Origin of the sequence: Pseudochelatococcus lubricantis, assembly GCF_042432495.1 — a bacterium.
Taxonomy (GTDB): Bacteria; Pseudomonadota; Alphaproteobacteria; order Rhizobiales; family Beijerinckiaceae; genus Pseudochelatococcus; species Pseudochelatococcus lubricantis.
In genome coordinates this window covers 74,054-91,769 of the sequence record NZ_JBHLXC010000010.1, presented here as the reverse complement: position 1 = coordinate 91,769, position 17,716 = coordinate 74,054, and the positions used below count along the sequence as shown (strand labels likewise).

The following is a 17,716-nucleotide window of genomic DNA, read 5'->3' as shown; positions in this document are numbered from 1 at the left end:
AGGTCGAATGTTTCTTCAACAAGCTCAAGCGGTTCCGCCGTATCGCATTGCGTTGCGAAAAGACGATCAAAGCCTTCATGGGCTTCGTGCATCTCGCTTGCGCAATGATATGGATCAGATGAATGCAGACATCGCCTAGATCACCGAATGCAAAATGATGCTAGTCTCAACCCACTTGTAAACGATCCCGCCCGGGAAGCCGTCGGGCCAATGCGAGGCTACTCCTATCAGATATTGCGCAGTATCGACACTTGGCTCGAACTGACCGACGATGAGATCCTCGTTCTCGAAGGCGCTGAAGATCTGGACCGTATCGATGGCTCTGGCGCCCTTGTCGAACAGGTGAAAGATACCTCCGGCTCTGGAAAGCTTACCTTGCGGACGAGCAACGCGCTCGCCGCGATTGACAATTTCTGGCAACATCGCTCCCGCGACTCCGGTTCGGCGTGTCAAGCGAACTGCAGATTTGACCCCTTTGGGGAACTGATGAACTGACCCCTCTCATGCTGTGGCGTTTTCGTTTGTCTCGAGCGCAGGTCCGGCCTTCTGCAGAAGGCCGGACCTGCGCTTTTCGCGAAGCCGGTAGCTGTCGCCGCGGATGGTGATGACCGTCGAGTGGTGAAGCAGGCGATCCAGTATCGCCGTTGCGACGACGGGATCCCCAAAAACACTTCCCCATTCGCCCACGGAGCGATTTGAAGTGATCAGGATTAAGCCCTTCTCATAGCGTCGGGACACCAGCTGGAAGAACAGATGGGCGGCGTTGGCCTCGAACGGCAGGTAAGGGCCTTCCAGATTTCCAAGCCGTCCAGGGCGAACTTGCCCGAAAAAAATTCAGCGATGGCATTGAGGCGCTGCTGACCGTCCATGACCTCGAAGCGGCCAAGGTCCTTTTCATACAAGAACACCGGCGGCACCGGCACATTCATGATGAAACTCTCGATGAGCTTGGACTTCTTTTTCCGGTCCCACCGCAGGCGTCTCTGATACTCCGGTCGCAGATTTCCCCACAGACCACCGTCACCTCGGATGAAGGTCATCACGTGGGACAGGAAAATGTCATTCTTTTCCTGCACCACCCGCAGACGCCCCCCTCGAACTGGTTCTCGATCTGCTTGTCTGTAAGGCCTGGAGCCACCACCATTTTACCCACGGCAAGCGGCTCAAAGTCTCCATTTTCGTCGTCAAGTTCAGCCACCGTATGCACTCCAGGTAGCCCGCGCGCGTGCGTGAAAATGAACGAACAGCGAGCAAGGCGGGAGGTGGCAAGTATCAAAGCCGGGGTGAGAACGCCCCTCCACGCTGCAACCCGGTCGGAGCCAGGTGGCGGCTGGCTGCACAGTCGGCGCAGAGCGTCGCGTTGCCAGCCTGGGGATCGGCCGACCATTTGAGGATATCGGCTAAAGCCGCTGCCTCGTTCGAGAGATCGTTCTCCCGCGCTTCCATCATTCTGCCTCCTGATCGTGCCGCGTCTGGTGTCGGCTGCTTCCCCATAGTGTGTATGTTCGGTTGCCGCTGATTCAGGTGCTGCCGATGATGCGCCGCTCCTGACCAAGCGGGACGATCCAGCCACCGGCGCGATCTGGTCGCGCAAATTCATCCGGACTCACTATCTGCGTCAGGCGAGTACGCACAGTCTGCGGCTCCGCGTCGATGGCGGCTCGGATGAGATCGCGCTCGATCCCAACGAAGACCGGGCGGAGGTTTAGGCAGGCGAGCACTTCCTGGTCGGCGGGCGCGGCATCGACGTCAGTGATCGGCCCCGCTCGCGTGACGATACCGCCGATAAGCCTGTCCATGGCGGTCGCCTTCTCAACTTCTCTTACCGGAGCGGCGTCCAGCAGCGTCCGGGCGCGTCCGAGGTCGTCTTGGAGCCTGCGCGCGAATGGCTGATGGGTGATGCGGTAGAGTGCGCCGGCCAGCTCGGCGTGACCGAGCGGCTTAATCAAATTGGCGATATGCAGGCGCAGAAGTCCGATGAAGAGCGGGTCCTTCTCTTGAGGATCGATAGGCTCGCCTTCATCTATCGGATCACGAACTGAAAGATGAGCCTCGGCCGGGCCTGCTGCGGCCATGCCCCAGCGCGTTGCAATCGCAATACACTGCACCGTGACCTTGCGGCCTTGTACTGTGACATCAATCCTTCCGGCTTGGGTTCACACGCGGTTCAGCGCTTTCGCCGGGCCGCCGACATCATGACACCGTTTCGCTTCGGCCACCGTCAGGGAGGATAGATCGGCGGCACAGGCGATCCAGTCGGGCAGATCGCCACGCGACAGGCGCGTGACCTTGATCCGCCGTCGGCGGTCGAGATCAATCGTTCGGCTGTCGAGATGGGCGAAGATGGAGAGATTGAAGTAGCGCTCAAGATAGGCGCGAGCGACGAAGCGTCCGAACAGGCCGGACAGGGCGACTTTGACTTCACGCGCCTGTCCCAGCGGCTCCTTGAAGATGAACGGCGTTCCCAGGCCGGTCGGTGCCAGCAATGCGTCCAGGATCGACCACGCACCATATGCAGCGCCGGGCGTCTGCAGTACTTCCCGAATGCCGGCATCCTCGATGTCTGAGACTTCCAGATCAACGGTGGCGCCGCTAATGGGGCTCGCTGTCGCCGGCTCGAAATTGTGAAGGAATGTTCTCGTCATAGCGCCAGCGCCCGTTTGAGATCGTCGTGTTCGAAGGCGCTGGCCATGCGGTTGATCTCGGCCGAGCGGGCGCCAACCGCCTTGGCGGTATCGCGCCAGGTCGCGGTCACTGTCGCGACTTCTTTGATGATCGTGCGGGCCTGCGACAGCGTGAGCGCGAAGAACTCCGACGCGGCCTCCAGCAGATCGAGCGAGCAGGTGCCCTCGTCGAGATCGATGTTTGTCGTCAGCATCCGTGCCTTGAGATCGGTCGGAACGGGATTGAGATCATATGCCGGTGAGAGAGACCACCCCGCCTTGCCCAGCCAGAGGAAGCCGTGATTGCGCAGGTGATCGTCGACATTGGAGATCAGCACGTTGAAGACGACACGCCGATAAAGGGCATGTGCATCCGTCTTTCCCTGGGCGCCGTATTGCGCAAGGGCATCGACGATCTCCGGGTAGCTGCCGCGCTCGCCGTCCTTGGCGCCCATCATCGCCATCGCGGACAAGAACGGGACGCGGATGGCGCCCTCACGGTCGAAGCGTCGCGAAAGCATGACCGCCTTACCAGCGACATCAATCAGTTCGTGATCGGGAGTGGCGATACCGGCCTGGCCGGCCAGCCGCAACGCGATCTCTTCCCAAGTCTCCATGCTGTAGTCGTCGGTCTCCTTCGGGAATTTCGCGATGGAAAGGCGGCCATGCCGGTCGATGACAGACGCCTTTGGACGTGCGCCGCCCAGGGAGGAACCGGGAGCAAAGATAAGCTGGAGGTCCTCATCCGTTTCCTCGTCCCGGAGAATCCGCTCGGTGATCTGGAGCAACCGGCCAAGCTCGATCAGTGCTGGAACGCCGGCACGGATCGGCGCCTGGAAAACCTCGTCGCCGATCCATCGGAAACGGAGCGCGCCAAGCCGGGTCTCGTCGGCGACGCTCAAAAGATAGTCGCTTTCCACAAGGGTGCGAACGGCGCGGTCTTCGCGTTCGGCGAGACGGCGTTCGGCGCGCTGCATGAGGCGGCGGCCCCAGGTATCCGGCGCCGAGTCACCGATGGAGCCGAAGGTCGCCAGTCCCGCATGCGGAGCAAAGGCGCCACGCGTCAGTGCAAGCGCTGGCTCCAGCGAGAAGCGGCCCGGATCCTCAAGCCATGCACTATCATACTCGAAGAGGATGATCTCCGCGCCCCGGATACGATTGCTCCTCGCCAGTCCGATCGGGCGTGTGCGGCCGTCCAGATCAATGTGTACCTCGAAGTCAGCCATCGTGGGACGATCCGGGCGGTCGCTTGAGGTGGACATGCTTGGGGAGTTCAGCGCTGGCGAGCGCCAGGCCGACGCTGTCATTGCTGATGTCGGCGATCTGGTTCAAGCCTTCGAGCAGGCCGAGCGCCTGGAGGACGCCGGCGTAGATGCCGATGCTGACGCTGGTGTCCCCGGCTTCGACCCTTTGCAATGTCGACCGGGAGGTGAAGGCGCGCTCGGCCACGACCGCCATCGGCAGCCGTCGGCGTCGACGAGCATCATGGATATCCGCCCCAAGCTTTCGCAGAGCGCGACGCACCGCAGCGGGAGGATTGTGTGGAGTCGGCATTTTGGCACCTTCGCGCTACAAATTTAGCGAATATGTAGCATGAAAATTACAATTTTTCTAGCCCCTCATGGATCCTGCTTCAGCAGGGCACGAAGGTTTGGGCTTACCGCCGCTGCCGCAGCGTTGACCGAGAGATACGGTCTGCATCTGGTCGGCGGTGAGCCCGTCGAGGTCGGTTATGCCCGCGCCGGCGAGGTCCGCAATGGTCTCGATAAATGCTTCGCGTGCGATGCCTTCGGCGAGGACGCCTTCCAGCGTTCCCACGATGGCCTGAATCTGATCAGGCGTTGGGGTTGCTGTGAAGGCGGTGAAGGCGAGCCCGCCGGCCTTGGTGAGAGCGGGGCGCTTTTCGATGAGGCCAGTGACGATACCCTCGATGAGGACGATTTTGGCGTCTTCGAATCCCTGATAGCGCCAACCGTTGAACTTCAGACAGAGAACCTTCGCCTCGCCATCGAAGCCTGCCTCGATCATTTCCAGTACGCTGGATTTGCCTGCACCCCAATCACCATGAATACCGACGGTGACCGGTTGATCCGGTCGGTCACGCAGGAGCTTGATGATGGTTGCCGCGATCGCCTCGTTGTTGAGGAAGTCAACCTTGGTTTCATTATCCGTCAGGATCATTGGTTCCCCTCACGGCTTTCAGCAGCCAAGGGAGGTCGTCCTGGCGGTCGCCGCCTCCGACCGCCAGATAGCCTGCCTTCTTCGTGCTTCGAATCTTGAAGTTGTGCAGCATGAAGCTAACAATTCTTCCAGAGAGGATGAGACCAAACTCGGCGCGATCTCGCGCTGCTTTCCGCCTTGCGTGCGGACATCGCACCAGAACCACTTCACTACGATGTACACGTGGCGAACGGGCAGCCAGGTCCAGATAGCTGGGCACGGTCAGCGGGGCCGCCGCAGCCGCATCGCCTGGTGCATCCGCAGCTGGCAGCCCGCCCGCCTGGGCGCAGCGGATGCGACGCGGTCAGGCGATCAGCCACGGCGTCAGTTCCGCCGCCCATGCCGTCCGTTCCGGCGACGGCCACGGTTCCGGCTGATGGCCTTCGGTTCGCTCATCCTATCGGCGGGCTTTGCTGCGGCCCTGGTCTGGCAGTCGGCACGCGGCACCGTCGTGCCCAGGGTGGTGCAGGTCGATCGGCTCGGCCAGGCCCAGACGGTCGCCCCGGCGACGGCCGACTATCGCCCGACCGATCCGCAGATTGCTTTCCATCTCGGTCGCTTCATCGAGCAGGTCAGGAGCATCAACGCGGCGCATCCCGGTTTCGTGAAGACCGACCTTCATGGCGTCGACGCGCCCATGTCTCCTGAGCAGGGCACCGAAACAAGTGTCAAGCTGGCACTCCTCGATGAACTGCGCCATGCCGGCCCCGTGTTCATGCTCGGATACTGCTACGGCGGTTCGATCGCCTGGGCGAGCGCCGGCCGCCTGAACGGGCTTTCGGCCGCCGTCTGCTACTATGGCGGCAAGCTCCCGACGCTTGCCTCCGAGGGGCCACTTTGCCCGACACTCGTCCATCTCGGACGCGACGACAGCGAGATCCCGATGCGGTCGACCAGGGACGCACTGGAGCAGCATTCGGCCGTGGAGGTGCTGACCTACCCAGCAGGCCACGGCTTCAACTCCGACCGGCGCGCCGACTTCGACCAGCAATGCTCCGATCTCGCGTTCCGCGAGACTTTACGGCTTCTGGAAAAGCAAGGCATCCAGCGGCCGCCGGCAAGGGGCGAATGAACGCCACGAGACGTCATAGATCGTAGCTGCCTTTGCGAACGCTCACGCGCATCTGGAGCTTTATGAACCGTGTCGGCATCGCGGATGCTATTGTCAGTTTCTGACAATCATGCTACTCATTGTCAGAAACTGACAATGAGGAACGATCATGCAGGTTTTCATCACCGGTGCAAACGGATTCATTGGCTCCGCGGTTGTCTCCGAACTCCTGTCCACGGGCCATCAAGTGCTAGGGCTGGCGCGGTCCGAGGAAGCAGAGCATGTGCTCCAGGCAGCGGGCGCCCAGGCTCAACGCGGTTCGCTCTCAGATCATGACAGTCTGCGCGCGGGCGCCGCCAGAGCCGACGGCGTCATCCATCTGGCGTTCAATCCCGACTATGCGAATTTCCAGCAAGCGTGCGATCTTGATCGACGCGCCATCGAGGTCATTGGCGAAGCCCTCGTCGGCACAAGCAAACCCTTTCTCGTTCCGAACGGATTGGCCGGCCTGGCTCCCGGACGGGTCGTGACGGAAGACGACGGCATCCCGGCGGATTACCGGTTCCCTCGTATGTCTGAACAGACTGCACTCCACCTTGCCTCGCAGGGCGTCGCGGCATCGGTCGTCCGCTTGTCGCAGATCCATAACGCCGCCAGGCAGGGACTCGTCACGAGCCTGATCGAGGTCGCCCGGAGAACCGGCGTATCCGCCTATGTCGGCGATGGCGGCAATCGGTGGCCGGCGGCGCACATCTCGGATGTGGCCCGGCTTTTCCGGCTGGTTCTCGAGGCTCCCGAAACCGGCGCAAGATACCACGCCGTCGCTGAAGAGGGGATCGAACTGCGCGCCATTGCCGCGAAGATCGGCGATACACTCGGTCTCCCGACGAAATCGCTCCGCGCGGAGGACGCCGAAGGCCATTTCGGACCTTTTGCTCTCTTCGCCAGCCAGGACATGCCGGCTTCGTCGAAGGCGACGGCCCGAAAGACGGGTTGGCATCCGACAGGTCCGGGCCTCCTGGATGATCTGGAGAAGATCGGCTGATCCCGGCGCCGCTCGAATAGGCACATAGAAAAAGAAGGAATCCAACACATGAGCCACGCCATTGATGACGACGAGCGTCTCGTTTCCATGATGCTGCAGAAGACGTTCTTCGTCATGCTTCGCACGACCGCCGATGCGGCGCGCATCGCGCCCGCGATGCACGACCATCACCGCTGGATCATCGCGCTGGAGAAGGAAGGCAGGATCTTTGCGTCCGGCCCTCTATCCGGGCGCGGGGGCGAGCCGGCAGGCGGCATGACCGTATTTCGGGCCGCCAGCCATGAAGACGCCGAGGCCATGGCTGGCGGCGATCCGCTGGTAACGAGCGGCGGCGTCACCTTCGAGATCAAACGATGGACCGTCAACGAGGGCCGGCTGATCCTGTCGGTCGATTTCTCCGACCGAAGCTTTGCTCTCGACTGAGCCCTTCTGGTGGTCGGATGTCGCTATGCTACGCTCTCTTGTGTTGAGCGAGCCAGGCTGGCACATCCGTCACCGCGATGCCCTGTGCCGCATTAAACGTGCTCTCCTTGTCCCACGCCACTCCAGTATCCCGCGCAAAGCCCAGATGATATTTCCGCATCCCGTCCTCCGGATGCGCGGCAACTTCGGACCGGAGCTTATCCATATCCCAGAGGATGCGCTCTACGGGGCGGCCGAGATGACGGGACCGTCTCAGCGAGGCCAGTGCAGGCGACTCGCATGCCGCTGCCGGCTTGGGATTTGCTTGTCACGACAGCGATGACGTCCTGGCAGCCATCGTCGCATTCGCCCACCAGACGAGTTCGTCGAGCGCCGTCTTGGCGGATGGCAGAAGATTTGCCTCGATATCCTCGATCGGCTTGTTGCCGCCATGTGGCATGACGGCGAAGAAGTCACCCCCGCCGATATGGACGGCGGAACGTGTGGAGACCATCTGCAATTCGATGCCGATTGTTCGGAGATGCTCGACGGCGCGCGCCGCGCCGAGACCGCCATATCCAATGGCGGTGAACGGCTTTCGGTTCCATTCGTTGTAGGCCTGATCGAGCGCGTTCTTCAAAACGCCCGTGATGGAGCGGTTGTACTCGGCAACGACGAAGATGTAGCCATCGAAGCGATTGATGGTTTGCTGCCATCGGATCGCTTCGGGATTCTGGCTCGGCGCCCAGAGATTTGAGGCTACCTCGTCGAAGAAAGGCAGTGAATGATCGCGGAGATCGACGATTTCCGCTTCCATGTCATCCCGGCTCTGCGCCTGCTTCAGCATCCATTGTGCGGGCTTGTCGGCAAAACGTGTCGGGCGCGTGGAGCCGATGATGATGGCGATGCGGGGTTTGCGTTGCGCGTTCATATTGTTCTTACCTCCCGGAAAACCGAAGCTTCGCTTCGTTCGTCACTGGCGTGAACAGGCTTACGAGCGTTCCTTCCGGATCGCGGAACTGAGCCGCGCGATTGCCCCAGGGCATGGTCTTGGGCTCCTGAACGACCTCGACCAGAGGCTTCAACCGTTCGTATTCCGCGTCCACATCATCGACCATGAATTCGAGGATCGCGGTGCGGTTGGCGGCAGGTTCCGCGCTGCCTTTGCTGAACAGGGGGACGGTCTGAACCCCGCCGATCGCCAGAGCCGCGGATGGGGTTACGATTTCCGCGAAAACAGGGGCAAGCCAGACCGCTTCTATGCCCGTCACGGTTTCGTAAAAGGAAACGACCGCCTTGAGATCGGAAGCGATCAGACGTGTTGATGCCAGTTTCATCTATTGAACTCCATATCCTTGATATTGCGCGCCACCCCTATGGTGATCGCGGAAGCTTCTTGTGTGGTTTTCCCAAGGCAAAAGCGGCCTCAGAAGAAACGCTCGGCCTGAAAGAGGCCCGAATAGCGGCCCGCTGCCTGGGCGGTCAGTTCCTGCCATGCGGTCTGGCTCTGTGAGATTCCCGTCTCGAAGGCCGTGTAGGTCGGCCACCAGAGCTGTCGAATCGCGACGATCGCGCTCGGTTCGTTCATAGGGTGAAGAGCAGGATCGGGCGTTGCGATGACATGCCTCGTCGCCGCCAGGGCCTGTCCGATCGCCCTTTCGTCATCCGATTTCCAGGGCTCTTCACCGACATTCGTGATGACCTGTATGAGCTTGAGGGACACGGGCTGCTCGGATTCCCGCCAGAGCCACCTGCCATCGCTGTGACCTTCCGTCGGACGCTCTCCCGATCGGAGAACGTCTTCATTCATGAAGCTCAGGCCGATGTTTTCCACGAAATTGGGTTCGTCGGCCTGCAGATAATCGCGATAGGCCTTGTCCGTCGACAAGCCTGCGACGTCCTCCGCGTTCTCAAGACCGACTTCGACCACGCCGTCGAGCTCTGCCTGCGCGGCCCCCAGATGGGGCGTGTCCATGCGATGGCTCTGTACGTAGCTCGTCAGGTTCCGTATGCCGCGCCCCCATGTTCCGTGCGGGTGCCGCCAGTGGTCGTGAAATTGCTGCTTCGAGAGGTGCGGCTTGCTTCGGATGGTCACGAACATTTTTATCGGCGACATGGTTTTACTCCGCGAAAGAGGAATGGTTCGTGTCAAACGCAGCGTTTCCGCTTCTGAACGACACATGAAATTGCAGGTCAGACAGGAATGCCGCAGCGTTTGGATGGACGATCCGACGAACCGTCCGGCGGCCGCTGCGAAGGACCAGGCCTAGACAGTTTCCAACCCTTGGCCGTTGGTCCCGAGCCAGCGTTGGGCGGATTCAAGGCTGGTGGCAGGCCCCTCGTTGAAGGCAAGGGGAATGCCGGGAGCAAGCCGGCGGACAGTGTCAACGATGATTTCGAAGACGGGCACGCTCTTGTGCGACAGGCGAACGCCGCCGCCGATGACGATGCAATCGTATCTGGTGGCGGACAGGGCCTGCGAGACTATGTCCGCCGCTGTTCTGTCCGGCTTGACCATGCACTGAGTGGCCTGCCAGCCATAGTCGCGTATGCGCTTGAGGCTTTCCAGCGTTCCAGCCCAGACCTTTTCCTTGTCAAGGCCTGCGGGTGTGCCCGGATCACTGTAGTCGACGCTGTCGGGGTCGTAGCCGATGACGAGAATGTGGGGCATGAGAGACTCCATTGTCAGTTTCTGCCAATGTAATGCGATTGGCAGAAACTGACAATGGTGCTATCAACGAATAATGGTTCAGAAGATCGAAAATGCGCGGGAGCGCTTTGGAAGGGCGGCGATCGAGGTTTTCCACGATCGTGGCTACGCGGAGACGACCGTTGCCGATATCGCGGCGGCGGCCGGTCTGACAGAGCGGACCTTTTTCCGCTACTTCATCGACAAGCCGGAGGTTCTCTTCTGGCGGGCGGACGAGCTGGAGGCAGAAATCATCGGGGCCGTTCGTGAGGCCGAAGACGCTCGCCCGCTCGAGGTGGTCGTCAGCGCCCTGGAGACGGCCGGCAATTTCTTCGATGCAAACCGGGCCGATGTTATCGCCCGGCAGGCCATCGTCGCAGCCAACGCCGAGTTCCACGAGCGCGAGCTGATGAAAATGCGCTCGCTCGCTGCCGCGATCGCAACGACCCTGGAGGAGCGGGCCATTCCGACCCATCTTGCAGTAATGGCTGCCGAGGTGGGCGTCCTGATATGGCGAATTGCGATCGATCGATGGTGTTCGGACGGTTCCTCAGCAGATTTCGGAACCCATGTCCGCGCATCGTTGAAGGACCTGGTCGCGGTCGCGATTGATCAGACTTGTGACCTGCCCTCTGAAAAGTGATCCTTCATGAACCATGCCGCACCCGGAACGGGCGTTCGCGTTTCTCGTCGGCATCGACTTTGATGCCGCCATCGACATGAATATCGCCGACTTACACGTTATGATGCCTGCCAGACGGCCAAGTTGAGAGGGCTTGATCGGCGACCGCCATCAACACCTCTTTAGAGAATCCTGCCTTGGCCTGCACGGCAACGCCGTGAAGGATCGCCATGAGATAGGCCGCCAAGGTTCCGCTATCAGCAGTGTCCGGCAGGTCCCCTTCGGCTTTGGCCCGCTCGAAGCGCGTGCGAAGCGCCGCCTCGCCAGACGCGCGAGCATCGATCAAGGCTTTGCGAATGGGCTCGGCGTTGTCCGAGCACGCCAAAGCTCCGTTGACCCCGAAGCATCCAGTATGGTCCGGATAGCGTGTGCAAAGCTCCACTGCGCCGCGAAGGATATAAGCCGCCACATCGTAGGACGTCGGCTGCTTCAGGCCCTCAGGAACATAATCCATATAGCGTTCATAGTAGCGCTGTAGCGCTAAGCGAAACAACTCCTCCTTGTTTCCGTAGGCCGCATAGAGGGCTGGCCGCTCCACGCCGGTCGCCTGCGTCAGATCCGCGTAAGAGGCGCCCTCGAATCCCTTGCGCCAGAAGACCGCCAGCGCGGCGTCCAGCGCCTCATCGACATCGAATTCGCGCGGCCGTCCCATCAAGTCACCCGGATCGTTTTCATAATGATCATTAATAAACGGCTTGACTCCGCCTGTCCAGATTTCGTAGCTCTATTGCGTAACGCTCGTTATGAAACCGTGCCCGTAGCCGCAACGCCCCGTTTATCCACCGCCGGCGACGTAATTCACCCATCATGCTCAAGGAAGGATCACCCATGTCGAAACCACTGTCGGGCAAAGTCGCCCTTGTCACCGGAGGCTCGCGCGGTCTGGGAGCCGCCACGGCCAAGGCCCTTGCCGACCAGGGGGCCGATATCGCCATCAGCTATATGTCGTCGGTGGAGAAGGCTGAGGCAGTCGTCGAAAAGCTGAAGGCCAAAGGCACGCGCGCTCTTGCCATCAAAAGCGACCAGGCTGACCTGAGCGCCGCCAAGCCGCTGATCGATACGGTTCTGGCTCACTTTGGTAAGCTCGACATTCTCGTAAACAACGCCGCGATCGCCGTTCAAGGCAAACTGGTCGACGATCCGGAACTCGACGTAGCGGGTCTCGATCGTCAGTGGCAGGTCAACGTCCTTGGCTCTGTCGCGACCACGCGGGCCGCAGCGCAGAAGCTCCCCGACGGAGGAAGAATCATCTTCATCGGCTCAACTCTCGGCACCCGTGTTCCCTTCCCCGGTGTCGCGGACTATGCCGGCACCAAATCGGCGGCGCTCGGCTACGCCAGAGGCGTGGCTCGCGATCTGGGACGGCGCAACATCACCGTGAACGTCATTCAGCCGGGCATCATGCCCACCGACATGGCCGCCGGTGTTGCAGATAATCTTCCCGATGCGATCATGGATCTGCACCCCATCCGTCGCATCGCAACGCTTGAAGAGGTGGCCGCGACGGTCTGCTTCCTCGCAGGACCGAATGCGAGCTACATCACGGGCGGCGTAGTTGATATCGGTGGCGGAGTGCAGATCTAGGGTTTCTGCTCCACCGTCAAACTTGCAATTCTTCGTGGCTATCAAACGCAAGGCGCCCCAAGGCGGCGAAGCCGTCCTTGGAGCGCAAACGATGATTGTGGCCTAAATGGCGCGGATTCTCCACTCGGAGATTTTTCCGTCCCGGAGAGTAAAGATGAATCTGCCTGGCCCGGTGTAGAAATTGCTCTTCCAATCGGCGATGAGGTGGATTTCCGTTCCGTGCGTTTCGACGCCTTGAACGGTCATGACACCTTTGGCTCCGATCAGTTCGCGGTCGGACCAGGTCTTGATCTCGGCCTTACCGACGTATCGATCACCGTTGTCGTCGACAACGCTGTCCTCGGTCAGAAGCGCGAGATACCCTTCGGTGTCTCCACCATTGACGACAGAAACGAGCGCATCGAGAGGCGCGGGGATAGCTATAGCATTCATTTCAGTCTCCTTATTCTGCGCGATGACTGGTGCAGCACTGAGCGAAATAAGGGCCGCTGCGATCCCGATGTTCAGAAGCCACTTCATTGGCACTCCTCGTCTTGGTTGCATTTTTCTTTTGCTGAGGACGCCACATCAATAAGCGGCATCCTCCAACCCGTTCGCATCACGCAGACGTCTTTTCGCTGTCGAGATCGCCCATGAGGTAGTCGTTGTAGCGGGCGCCGGCCGCCGCATTCACCGGCACGATTTCTTCGATGGCGGCCAGATCTTCGGCGGAAAGCGTTGTGGCGAGAGCCCCCAGCGCCTCCTCAAGGCGATCCCGCTTGCGGGCGCCGACGAGCGGAACGATGTCGTCGCCCTGGGCCAGAACCCAGGCGATGGCGAGCTGCGCGACCGTCACGCCCCTGGAGGACGCAAGCGCCCGGATTTTCTCGACCAGTTCGAGATTGCGGTCGAGGTTCTCACCCTGGAAACGCGGGTTGATGTTGCGGAAGTCGTACTCGCCGGCCCGCGCCTTGTTCCAATGGCCCGAAATGAGGCCACGGGAAAGAACGCCATAGGCGGTGATGCCGATGCCCAGCTCGCGGGCGGTTGGCAGGATCTCCGCCTCGATGCCGCGCGAAATCAGCGAGTATTCGATCTGCAGGTCCGAAATCGGATGCACGGCATGGGCGCGCCGCAGCGTCTCGGCCGAGACCTCGGACAGTCCGATGTGGCGGATATAGCCGGCCTTCACCATCTCGGCCAGAACGCCCACAGTTTCCTCGATCGGGACGCGGGGATCGAGGCGGGCCGGACGATAGATGTCGATATAGTCCGTGTGCAGGCGCACGAGGCTCTGGGCGAGGTAGTTCTTCACATGCGCGGAGCTGTTGTCCGTGCCGCTCCAGCCGCCCGCCGGATCGCGCAGGGCGCCGAACTTGACGCTGATCTGGATGTCTTCGCGCTTGCAGCCAGCGATCGCCTCGGCGATCAGCAGCTCATTGTGACCCCACCCGTAGAAGTCGCCGGTGTCGATCAGGGAGACACCGCCGTCGAGGGCGGCGCGAATGGTCGCGATGCTCTCAGTGCGGTCGGCAGGACCATAAAGATCCGACATCCCCATGGCGCCGAGGCCGATGCTGGAGGTGGTTGGTCCCGATTTTCCAAGTTTTCTGGTCATGGAGGTTCTCCTTGTTGCTCAGGAGACTCTAAACCCTAAACATATCGGGAATAATCGGGTAAAAGCCGAATCTACTATCAGGGGATTCCGAAGAATGGCGATCGACCTCAATCGGCTGCGCATGTTCTCGACCGTGGCGAAACACAGGAATTTCGGTCGCGCGGCACTGGAGCTTGGCATCACGGCTGCTACCCTCAGCGAGCATATCCGCAACCTGGAAAATGACCTCGGGGCGCGGCTCTTCAACCGCACGACACGCAGCGTTGCTCTGACGGACGCGGGCAGTCAGCTTCTGGCCGCGATTGACCCGCCGATGGCGAGCATCGGCGAGGCGCTCGCCGGTTTCGGCCCAGGCACGCAGGCGCAAACAGGCACGCTGCGCATCAACGGGCCGCGCCCGGCGCTGGATTTCCGGGTAACGCCACTGATCATCGACTTCTTGCGGCAATATCCCGCAATACGGGTGGAACTCGTTGCGGACGAGAGCTTCATCGACGTCATCGGCGCCGGGTTCGATGCCGGAGTTCGCTATGGCGAAGCCTTGGCCAAGGACATGATCGCCGTGCCTCTTGGCGGTCCGCAAAGGTTCTGCGTCGTGGGCTCACCAAACTACTTCAAGGAACATGGTCGACCCGACCATCCGAAGGAACTTGTCGACAGGCCGTGCTTCGGACAGATATTCCCGCGCGGGAATCGCCTGAACTGGCCGTTCGAACGGGACGGAGAAGAGGTCGAAATCGCGCCGAGTGGCCCCATCTTCACAACGGAACCGCACACCCAACTCAGCGCGGCCCGCAGCGGCCTCGGGCTTGCACTCCTGTTCACCGAGCATTGCGAGCCCTATCTGAAGGCCGGGACATTGGAAGCGGTTCTGGAGGATTGGTGCCAGCCGTTCGATGGTCCCTATCTCTATTATCCGGAAAGGCGGCTGATGCCCTCCGCGCTTCGTGCCTTTGTGGATTTCGTCAAGCACAACCGGCACGGGACGCGCGCGACCTCCGACGGATAGGCGCCCCAAATGTGGTCAGGCCTTGTCGGGGATGCGAGCGATGACCTTGATTTCGAAATCGAAGCCGGCAAGCCAATTGACGCCGATCGCGGTCCAGTTCGGAAAGGGCGGCTGCGGGAATATCTCGTTCTTCACCGCCATGATGGTCTCGAACTGGTTTTCGGGATCGGTGTGGAAGGTGGTGACATCGACGATGTCGTCAAAGCTGCCCCCTCCTGCCGCCAACGTTGCCTGAAGGTTGGCGAAGGCCAGGCGGACCTGCGCGGCAAAATCCGGCTCCGGCGAGCCATCGGCACGGCTGCCGACCTGACCCGATACGAACAGCAGATCCCCGGAACGGACCGCCGCCGAATAGCCATGCGCCCCGTAGAGCGCGTGACGATCCGCGGGAAAGACAGCCTCGCGTTGAGCCATACCGCAGCGGCCTTATGCAGGCGGGAACGTCAAGGTCCCGCCTGAGATTTTCTGGATCAGATATTCTGTCCGCCGGACACTTCGATCCGCTGCGCCGTGATCCAGCGATTATCCGGTCCGAGCAGGCTCGCCACCGCCGGGCCGATATCATCGGGCAGCCCCACACGGCCAAGGGCCGTCATTCCGGCGAAGGCCTCATTATAAGCCGGCGTGTCGCGCACCGCGCCTCCCAGGAAGTCGGTCTCGATCGCACCCGGTGCAATCGTGTTCGCGGTAATGCCGCGCCCGGCGAATTCTTTCGCCATGTAGAGCGTCAGGATCTCGACCGCGCCCTTGGCGGCCGAATAGGCCGAGAAGCCAGGGTTGGAGACACGAGTCAGCCCCGACGAGAAGTTCACGATGCGCCCACCGTCCACGAGCAACGGCAGCAGCGCCTGAGTCAGGAAGAACACGCCCTTGACGTGGACGTTGAACAGACCGTCGAACTGCTCCTCAGTGGTTTCCGCGATCCCAGCCATTTCACCGTGACCGGCGTTGTTGACCAGATGGTCGAAATCGTTTCGGCCCCAGGTCGATTGCAGCGCCGAGCGGACGCTCTCGGCGAATGCGGGGAAGGTGGAGATGTTGCTGACGTCAAGCGGCAGCGCGATCGCCTTGCGTCCAAGCCCCTCGATCTCCGCGACCACCGCGTTGGCCGCGTCGGCACCGTTGCGATAGGTGAGGATTACATCGCCGCCGCGCCGGGCGATGCTGACTGCGGTATTGCGACCGAGGCCGCGGCTGCCACCGGTGACGAGCGAGATAGTGGTCATGAGGTAACTCCTTTTGCATTGAGCGTCGTACGACCACACTATCGTCGAGCGGCCTCTCCCTTTGTTGCCGGATCGTCGGTTATTCTTGCCTATTCATACGCCGGAAGTGGCCTGCCTTGTTCAAACGTCATCGTGAGCGCCGCAGAATTCACGCGCGCACGCAGGACGTTAGGCGTGTTTCCAAAGCAAAGCGGCTGCCATTCACGCAGACTTTGCAACGTTGTGGCGAGGCCTTCAGCAAGCGATCCTGCCAATTCTCTCTTCCGTCGCCAAGTTGATGACCGTCACGCTATCTCGCCGCGAGTCAGATGCCGGAAACTCGGAATTCTTTGCCTGATTGTCCGCATCGGATTGAAGCCCTGAGCGGCATGTTTTACAACATGGCACATGATCCAGCTCTTGCTCGAAACTGTACGCCGATACGCGCAAGCACACGCCAACGGAACTGGCGTTGCCCAAACGCCTATCCCTTGTCTGACGATCATCCGCGAAACCGCACCAACCGCGCTGCAGTACGCGATCAACAAGCCCCTTGTTGCTCTAGTGCTCCAAGGCAGCAAGCGTGTCACGATGGGTAGCAGGACGTTCGACTTCGGTGCTGGAGACTCGTTGCTGATCACGGCTGACGTTCCGACCATCAGCCAGATCACCAAAGCCCGCCTTGACGCGCCGTACCTCGCACTCATCGTCGACCTCGATCTCGCGCTGATCGAAGGCCTCGTCGTCGAGATAGGTTTCTCGCCATTCGCCGCCGATATCCCTATCCGCGTGGACCGGACCGAAACGGAAGTGACCGATGCGGCCTTGCGGTTGATGCGGCTCCTCGACCGCCCGGCGTCCGTACCCATTCTTCAGTCGCAATTGATCCGTGAACTCCACTACTGGCTGCTTTCGGGTCGCCACGGAGGCGCCATCCGCGCCCTTGGAGTGGTCGACAGCCACGCACTGCGCATCGCCCGCTCCGTCGCGCTCATCCGCGATCACTTCGCCCGGCCTTTGAGAGTCGAACATCTGGCGGAAGTGGCCAAGATGAGTTTGTCATCTTTCCACGAGCACTTTCGGACGATCACCTCGCTATCGCCGCTGCAATTCCAAAAGCAACTCAGGCTGATCGAGGCTCGTCGGCTGATGCTCGCGGAAGGCGAGATGATCAGTAACGCTGCTTATGCGGTGGGCTATGAGAGCATTTCACAATTCACCCGTGAATATGGCCGGATGTTCGGTCTGCCGCCCGCCCGTGACATCAAGGCTGCGAAGACGCGGATGAACCCTGCCGCCTGATCTTCCGACGGCTCGTCACTTCCTGGCTTTGGTGGACAGCGCAGTGACGCTTTGGCCCGCCTCCACACAGTTTTCCGACGGAGGTGAGTATGGCTTTGGTGCCAAAATCGGCATATCGACGGGCCGGCTCCGCGGCCCCATTGGAGCGGAGCACCTAATGACATCACGTTACAAGTTCATTGGAACCGGCCAGATAAGAACCCAATCATGCTTTATTGGGACAGGGCTGCGCGTTCCTCCCTCGGGTCAGGGCTTTAATATACTTTC

24 protein-coding genes and 4 pseudogenes are annotated in these 17,716 nt (G+C 60.9%); 11 read left to right on the top strand and 17 right to left on the bottom strand.

The annotated features are described in order from the left end of the window. Positions 1–122 (top strand): annotated as a pseudogene (locus ACFFJ7_RS15575) (IS5-like element IS711 family transposase); the annotation flags it as partial. 25 nt (positions 123–147) lie between these two features. Next, positions 148–495 carry a hypothetical protein gene (locus tag ACFFJ7_RS15570; RefSeq protein ID WP_377593482.1) on the top strand — a complete coding sequence of 116 codons (348 nt, stop codon included), beginning with the start codon at positions 148–150 and terminating at the stop codon, positions 493–495. Positions 496–501: 6 nt separating this feature from the next. On the opposite strand, the pseudogene ACFFJ7_RS15565 reads toward ACFFJ7_RS15570, so the two are convergent. The 8 genes and pseudogenes from ACFFJ7_RS15565 to ACFFJ7_RS15530 all read right to left on the bottom strand — a co-directional run. Next, a pseudogene (locus ACFFJ7_RS15565) lies at positions 502–783 on the bottom strand (ATP-binding protein); the annotation flags it as partial. Beyond that, positions 711–1,040 (bottom strand): DUF262 domain-containing protein, encoded by a 330-nt coding sequence (locus ACFFJ7_RS15560; protein ID WP_377593493.1) that lies wholly within the window; start codon positions 1,038–1,040, stop codon positions 711–713. The gene ACFFJ7_RS15560 and the pseudogene ACFFJ7_RS15565, both read right to left, overlap by 73 nt. Before the next feature lie 232 nt (positions 1,041–1,272). Then, positions 1,273–1,449 carry a hypothetical protein gene (locus ACFFJ7_RS15555; RefSeq protein WP_377593480.1) on the bottom strand — a complete coding sequence of 59 codons (177 nt, stop codon included), beginning with the start codon at positions 1,447–1,449 and terminating at the stop codon, positions 1,273–1,275. Between the two features lie 71 nt (positions 1,450–1,520). Beyond that, positions 1,521–2,075: a hypothetical protein gene (locus ACFFJ7_RS15550; protein ID WP_377593478.1), complete on the bottom strand. Its 555-nt coding sequence runs from the start codon at positions 2,073–2,075 to the stop codon at positions 1,521–1,523. Between the two features lie 81 nt (positions 2,076–2,156). Continuing rightward, on the bottom strand, positions 2,157–2,645 hold the full coding sequence (locus ACFFJ7_RS15545) for a hypothetical protein (RefSeq protein WP_377593476.1): 489 nt from the start codon (positions 2,643–2,645) through the stop codon (positions 2,157–2,159). Then, positions 2,642–3,889: a type II toxin-antitoxin system HipA family toxin gene (locus tag ACFFJ7_RS15540; protein WP_377593474.1), complete on the bottom strand. Its 1,248-nt coding sequence runs from the start codon at positions 3,887–3,889 to the stop codon at positions 2,642–2,644. Before ACFFJ7_RS15540 ends, ACFFJ7_RS15545 begins: the two co-directional genes overlap by 4 nt. After that, positions 3,882–4,217 carry a helix-turn-helix domain-containing protein gene (locus tag ACFFJ7_RS15535; protein WP_377593473.1) on the bottom strand — a complete coding sequence of 112 codons (336 nt, stop codon included), beginning with the start codon at positions 4,215–4,217 and terminating at the stop codon, positions 3,882–3,884. The genes ACFFJ7_RS15540 and ACFFJ7_RS15535 overlap by 8 nt, the downstream gene beginning before the upstream one ends. Before the next feature lie 57 nt (positions 4,218–4,274). Then, complete coding sequence (locus ACFFJ7_RS15530; RefSeq protein WP_377593472.1) at positions 4,275–4,844, bottom strand: KAP family P-loop NTPase fold protein; 570 nt, start codon at positions 4,842–4,844, stop codon at positions 4,275–4,277. A 406-nt stretch (positions 4,845–5,250) separates the two neighbouring features. Here ACFFJ7_RS15530 and ACFFJ7_RS15525 point away from each other — a divergent pair. From ACFFJ7_RS15525 to ACFFJ7_RS15510, 4 genes and pseudogenes are all read left to right on the top strand, one after another. Continuing rightward, positions 5,251–5,472: pseudogene (locus ACFFJ7_RS15525) on the top strand (VirB8/TrbF family protein); the annotation flags it as partial. 48 nt (positions 5,473–5,520) lie between these two features. Then, positions 5,521–5,955: a dienelactone hydrolase family protein gene (locus ACFFJ7_RS15520; protein ID WP_377593491.1), complete on the top strand. Its 435-nt coding sequence runs from the start codon at positions 5,521–5,523 to the stop codon at positions 5,953–5,955. A gap of 148 nt (positions 5,956–6,103) precedes the next feature. After that, on the top strand, positions 6,104–6,979 hold the full coding sequence (locus ACFFJ7_RS15515; RefSeq protein WP_377593470.1) for an SDR family oxidoreductase: 876 nt from the start codon (positions 6,104–6,106) through the stop codon (positions 6,977–6,979). Between the two features lie 48 nt (positions 6,980–7,027). After that, positions 7,028–7,402: a YciI family protein gene (locus ACFFJ7_RS15510; protein ID WP_377593469.1), complete on the top strand. Its 375-nt coding sequence runs from the start codon at positions 7,028–7,030 to the stop codon at positions 7,400–7,402. 307 nt (positions 7,403–7,709) lie between these two features. Here ACFFJ7_RS15510 and ACFFJ7_RS15505 read toward each other — a convergent pair whose 3' ends face one another. The 4 genes from ACFFJ7_RS15505 to ACFFJ7_RS15490 form a co-directional block, all read right to left on the bottom strand. After that, positions 7,710–8,312, bottom strand: a complete 603-nt coding sequence (locus ACFFJ7_RS15505) for an NADPH-dependent FMN reductase (protein ID WP_377593467.1) — start codon at positions 8,310–8,312, stop codon at positions 7,710–7,712. Positions 8,313–8,319: 7 nt separating this feature from the next. Next, entirely contained in the window at positions 8,320–8,718 is a 399-nt protein-coding gene (locus ACFFJ7_RS15500) for a VOC family protein (RefSeq protein ID WP_377593465.1), read from the bottom strand. A gap of 89 nt (positions 8,719–8,807) precedes the next feature. Next, positions 8,808–9,497: an EthD domain-containing protein gene (locus ACFFJ7_RS15495; protein WP_377593463.1), complete on the bottom strand. Its 690-nt coding sequence runs from the start codon at positions 9,495–9,497 to the stop codon at positions 8,808–8,810. 150 nt (positions 9,498–9,647) lie between these two features. Continuing rightward, complete coding sequence (locus ACFFJ7_RS15490; protein WP_377593461.1) at positions 9,648–10,052, bottom strand: hypothetical protein; 405 nt, start codon at positions 10,050–10,052, stop codon at positions 9,648–9,650. Positions 10,053–10,125: 73 nt separating this feature from the next. Between ACFFJ7_RS15490 and ACFFJ7_RS15485 the strand changes: the two genes are divergently transcribed. Next, positions 10,126–10,713: a TetR/AcrR family transcriptional regulator gene (locus ACFFJ7_RS15485; protein WP_377593459.1), complete on the top strand. Its 588-nt coding sequence runs from the start codon at positions 10,126–10,128 to the stop codon at positions 10,711–10,713. A gap of 91 nt (positions 10,714–10,804) precedes the next feature. Here the strand turns inward: ACFFJ7_RS15485 and ACFFJ7_RS15480 are convergent, their stop codons facing one another. Continuing rightward, positions 10,805–11,404: a TetR/AcrR family transcriptional regulator gene (locus ACFFJ7_RS15480; protein WP_377593457.1), complete on the bottom strand. Its 600-nt coding sequence runs from the start codon at positions 11,402–11,404 to the stop codon at positions 10,805–10,807. Positions 11,405–11,580: 176 nt separating this feature from the next. Between ACFFJ7_RS15480 and ACFFJ7_RS15475 the strand changes: the two genes are divergently transcribed. Next, positions 11,581–12,336: an SDR family NAD(P)-dependent oxidoreductase gene (locus tag ACFFJ7_RS15475; RefSeq protein WP_377593456.1), complete on the top strand. Its 756-nt coding sequence runs from the start codon at positions 11,581–11,583 to the stop codon at positions 12,334–12,336. Between the two features lie 102 nt (positions 12,337–12,438). Here ACFFJ7_RS15475 and ACFFJ7_RS15470 read toward each other — a convergent pair whose 3' ends face one another. Both ACFFJ7_RS15470 and ACFFJ7_RS15465 read right to left on the bottom strand, forming a co-directional pair. Further along, a complete protein-coding gene (locus ACFFJ7_RS15470; RefSeq protein ID WP_166950006.1) occupies positions 12,439–12,855 on the bottom strand; it encodes a nuclear transport factor 2 family protein in 417 nt (138 codons plus the stop codon). A gap of 79 nt (positions 12,856–12,934) precedes the next feature. Continuing rightward, on the bottom strand, positions 12,935–13,933 hold the full coding sequence (locus tag ACFFJ7_RS15465) for an aldo/keto reductase (protein ID WP_377593455.1): 999 nt from the start codon (positions 13,931–13,933) through the stop codon (positions 12,935–12,937). Between ACFFJ7_RS15465 and ACFFJ7_RS15460 the strand changes: the two genes are divergently transcribed. Then, complete coding sequence (locus tag ACFFJ7_RS15460; protein ID WP_377593454.1) at positions 13,890–14,942, top strand: LysR family transcriptional regulator; 1,053 nt, start codon at positions 13,890–13,892, stop codon at positions 14,940–14,942. The two genes, ACFFJ7_RS15465 and ACFFJ7_RS15460, sit on opposite strands and share 44 nt — an antisense overlap. Positions 14,943–14,957: 15 nt before the next feature. Here ACFFJ7_RS15460 and ACFFJ7_RS15455 read toward each other — a convergent pair whose 3' ends face one another. Together ACFFJ7_RS15455 and ACFFJ7_RS15450 are read right to left on the bottom strand one after the other, a co-directional pair. Then, entirely contained in the window at positions 14,958–15,356 is a 399-nt protein-coding gene (locus tag ACFFJ7_RS15455; protein WP_377593453.1) for a RidA family protein, read from the bottom strand. 56 nt (positions 15,357–15,412) lie between these two features. Then, positions 15,413–16,168, bottom strand: a complete 756-nt coding sequence (locus ACFFJ7_RS15450; protein WP_377593452.1) for an SDR family NAD(P)-dependent oxidoreductase — start codon at positions 16,166–16,168, stop codon at positions 15,413–15,415. Positions 16,169–16,555: 387 nt separating this feature from the next. Here ACFFJ7_RS15450 and ACFFJ7_RS15445 point away from each other — a divergent pair, with 387 nt between their 5' ends. Next, positions 16,556–17,449, top strand: coding sequence for an AraC family transcriptional regulator (locus tag ACFFJ7_RS15445; protein ID WP_377593451.1), 894 nt, complete (start codon positions 16,556–16,558; stop codon positions 17,447–17,449). 10 nt (positions 17,450–17,459) lie between these two features. Further along, positions 17,460–17,651 (top strand): annotated as a pseudogene (proA, locus tag ACFFJ7_RS15440) (glutamate-5-semialdehyde dehydrogenase); the annotation flags it as partial. Positions 17,652–17,716 lie beyond the last annotated feature (65 nt).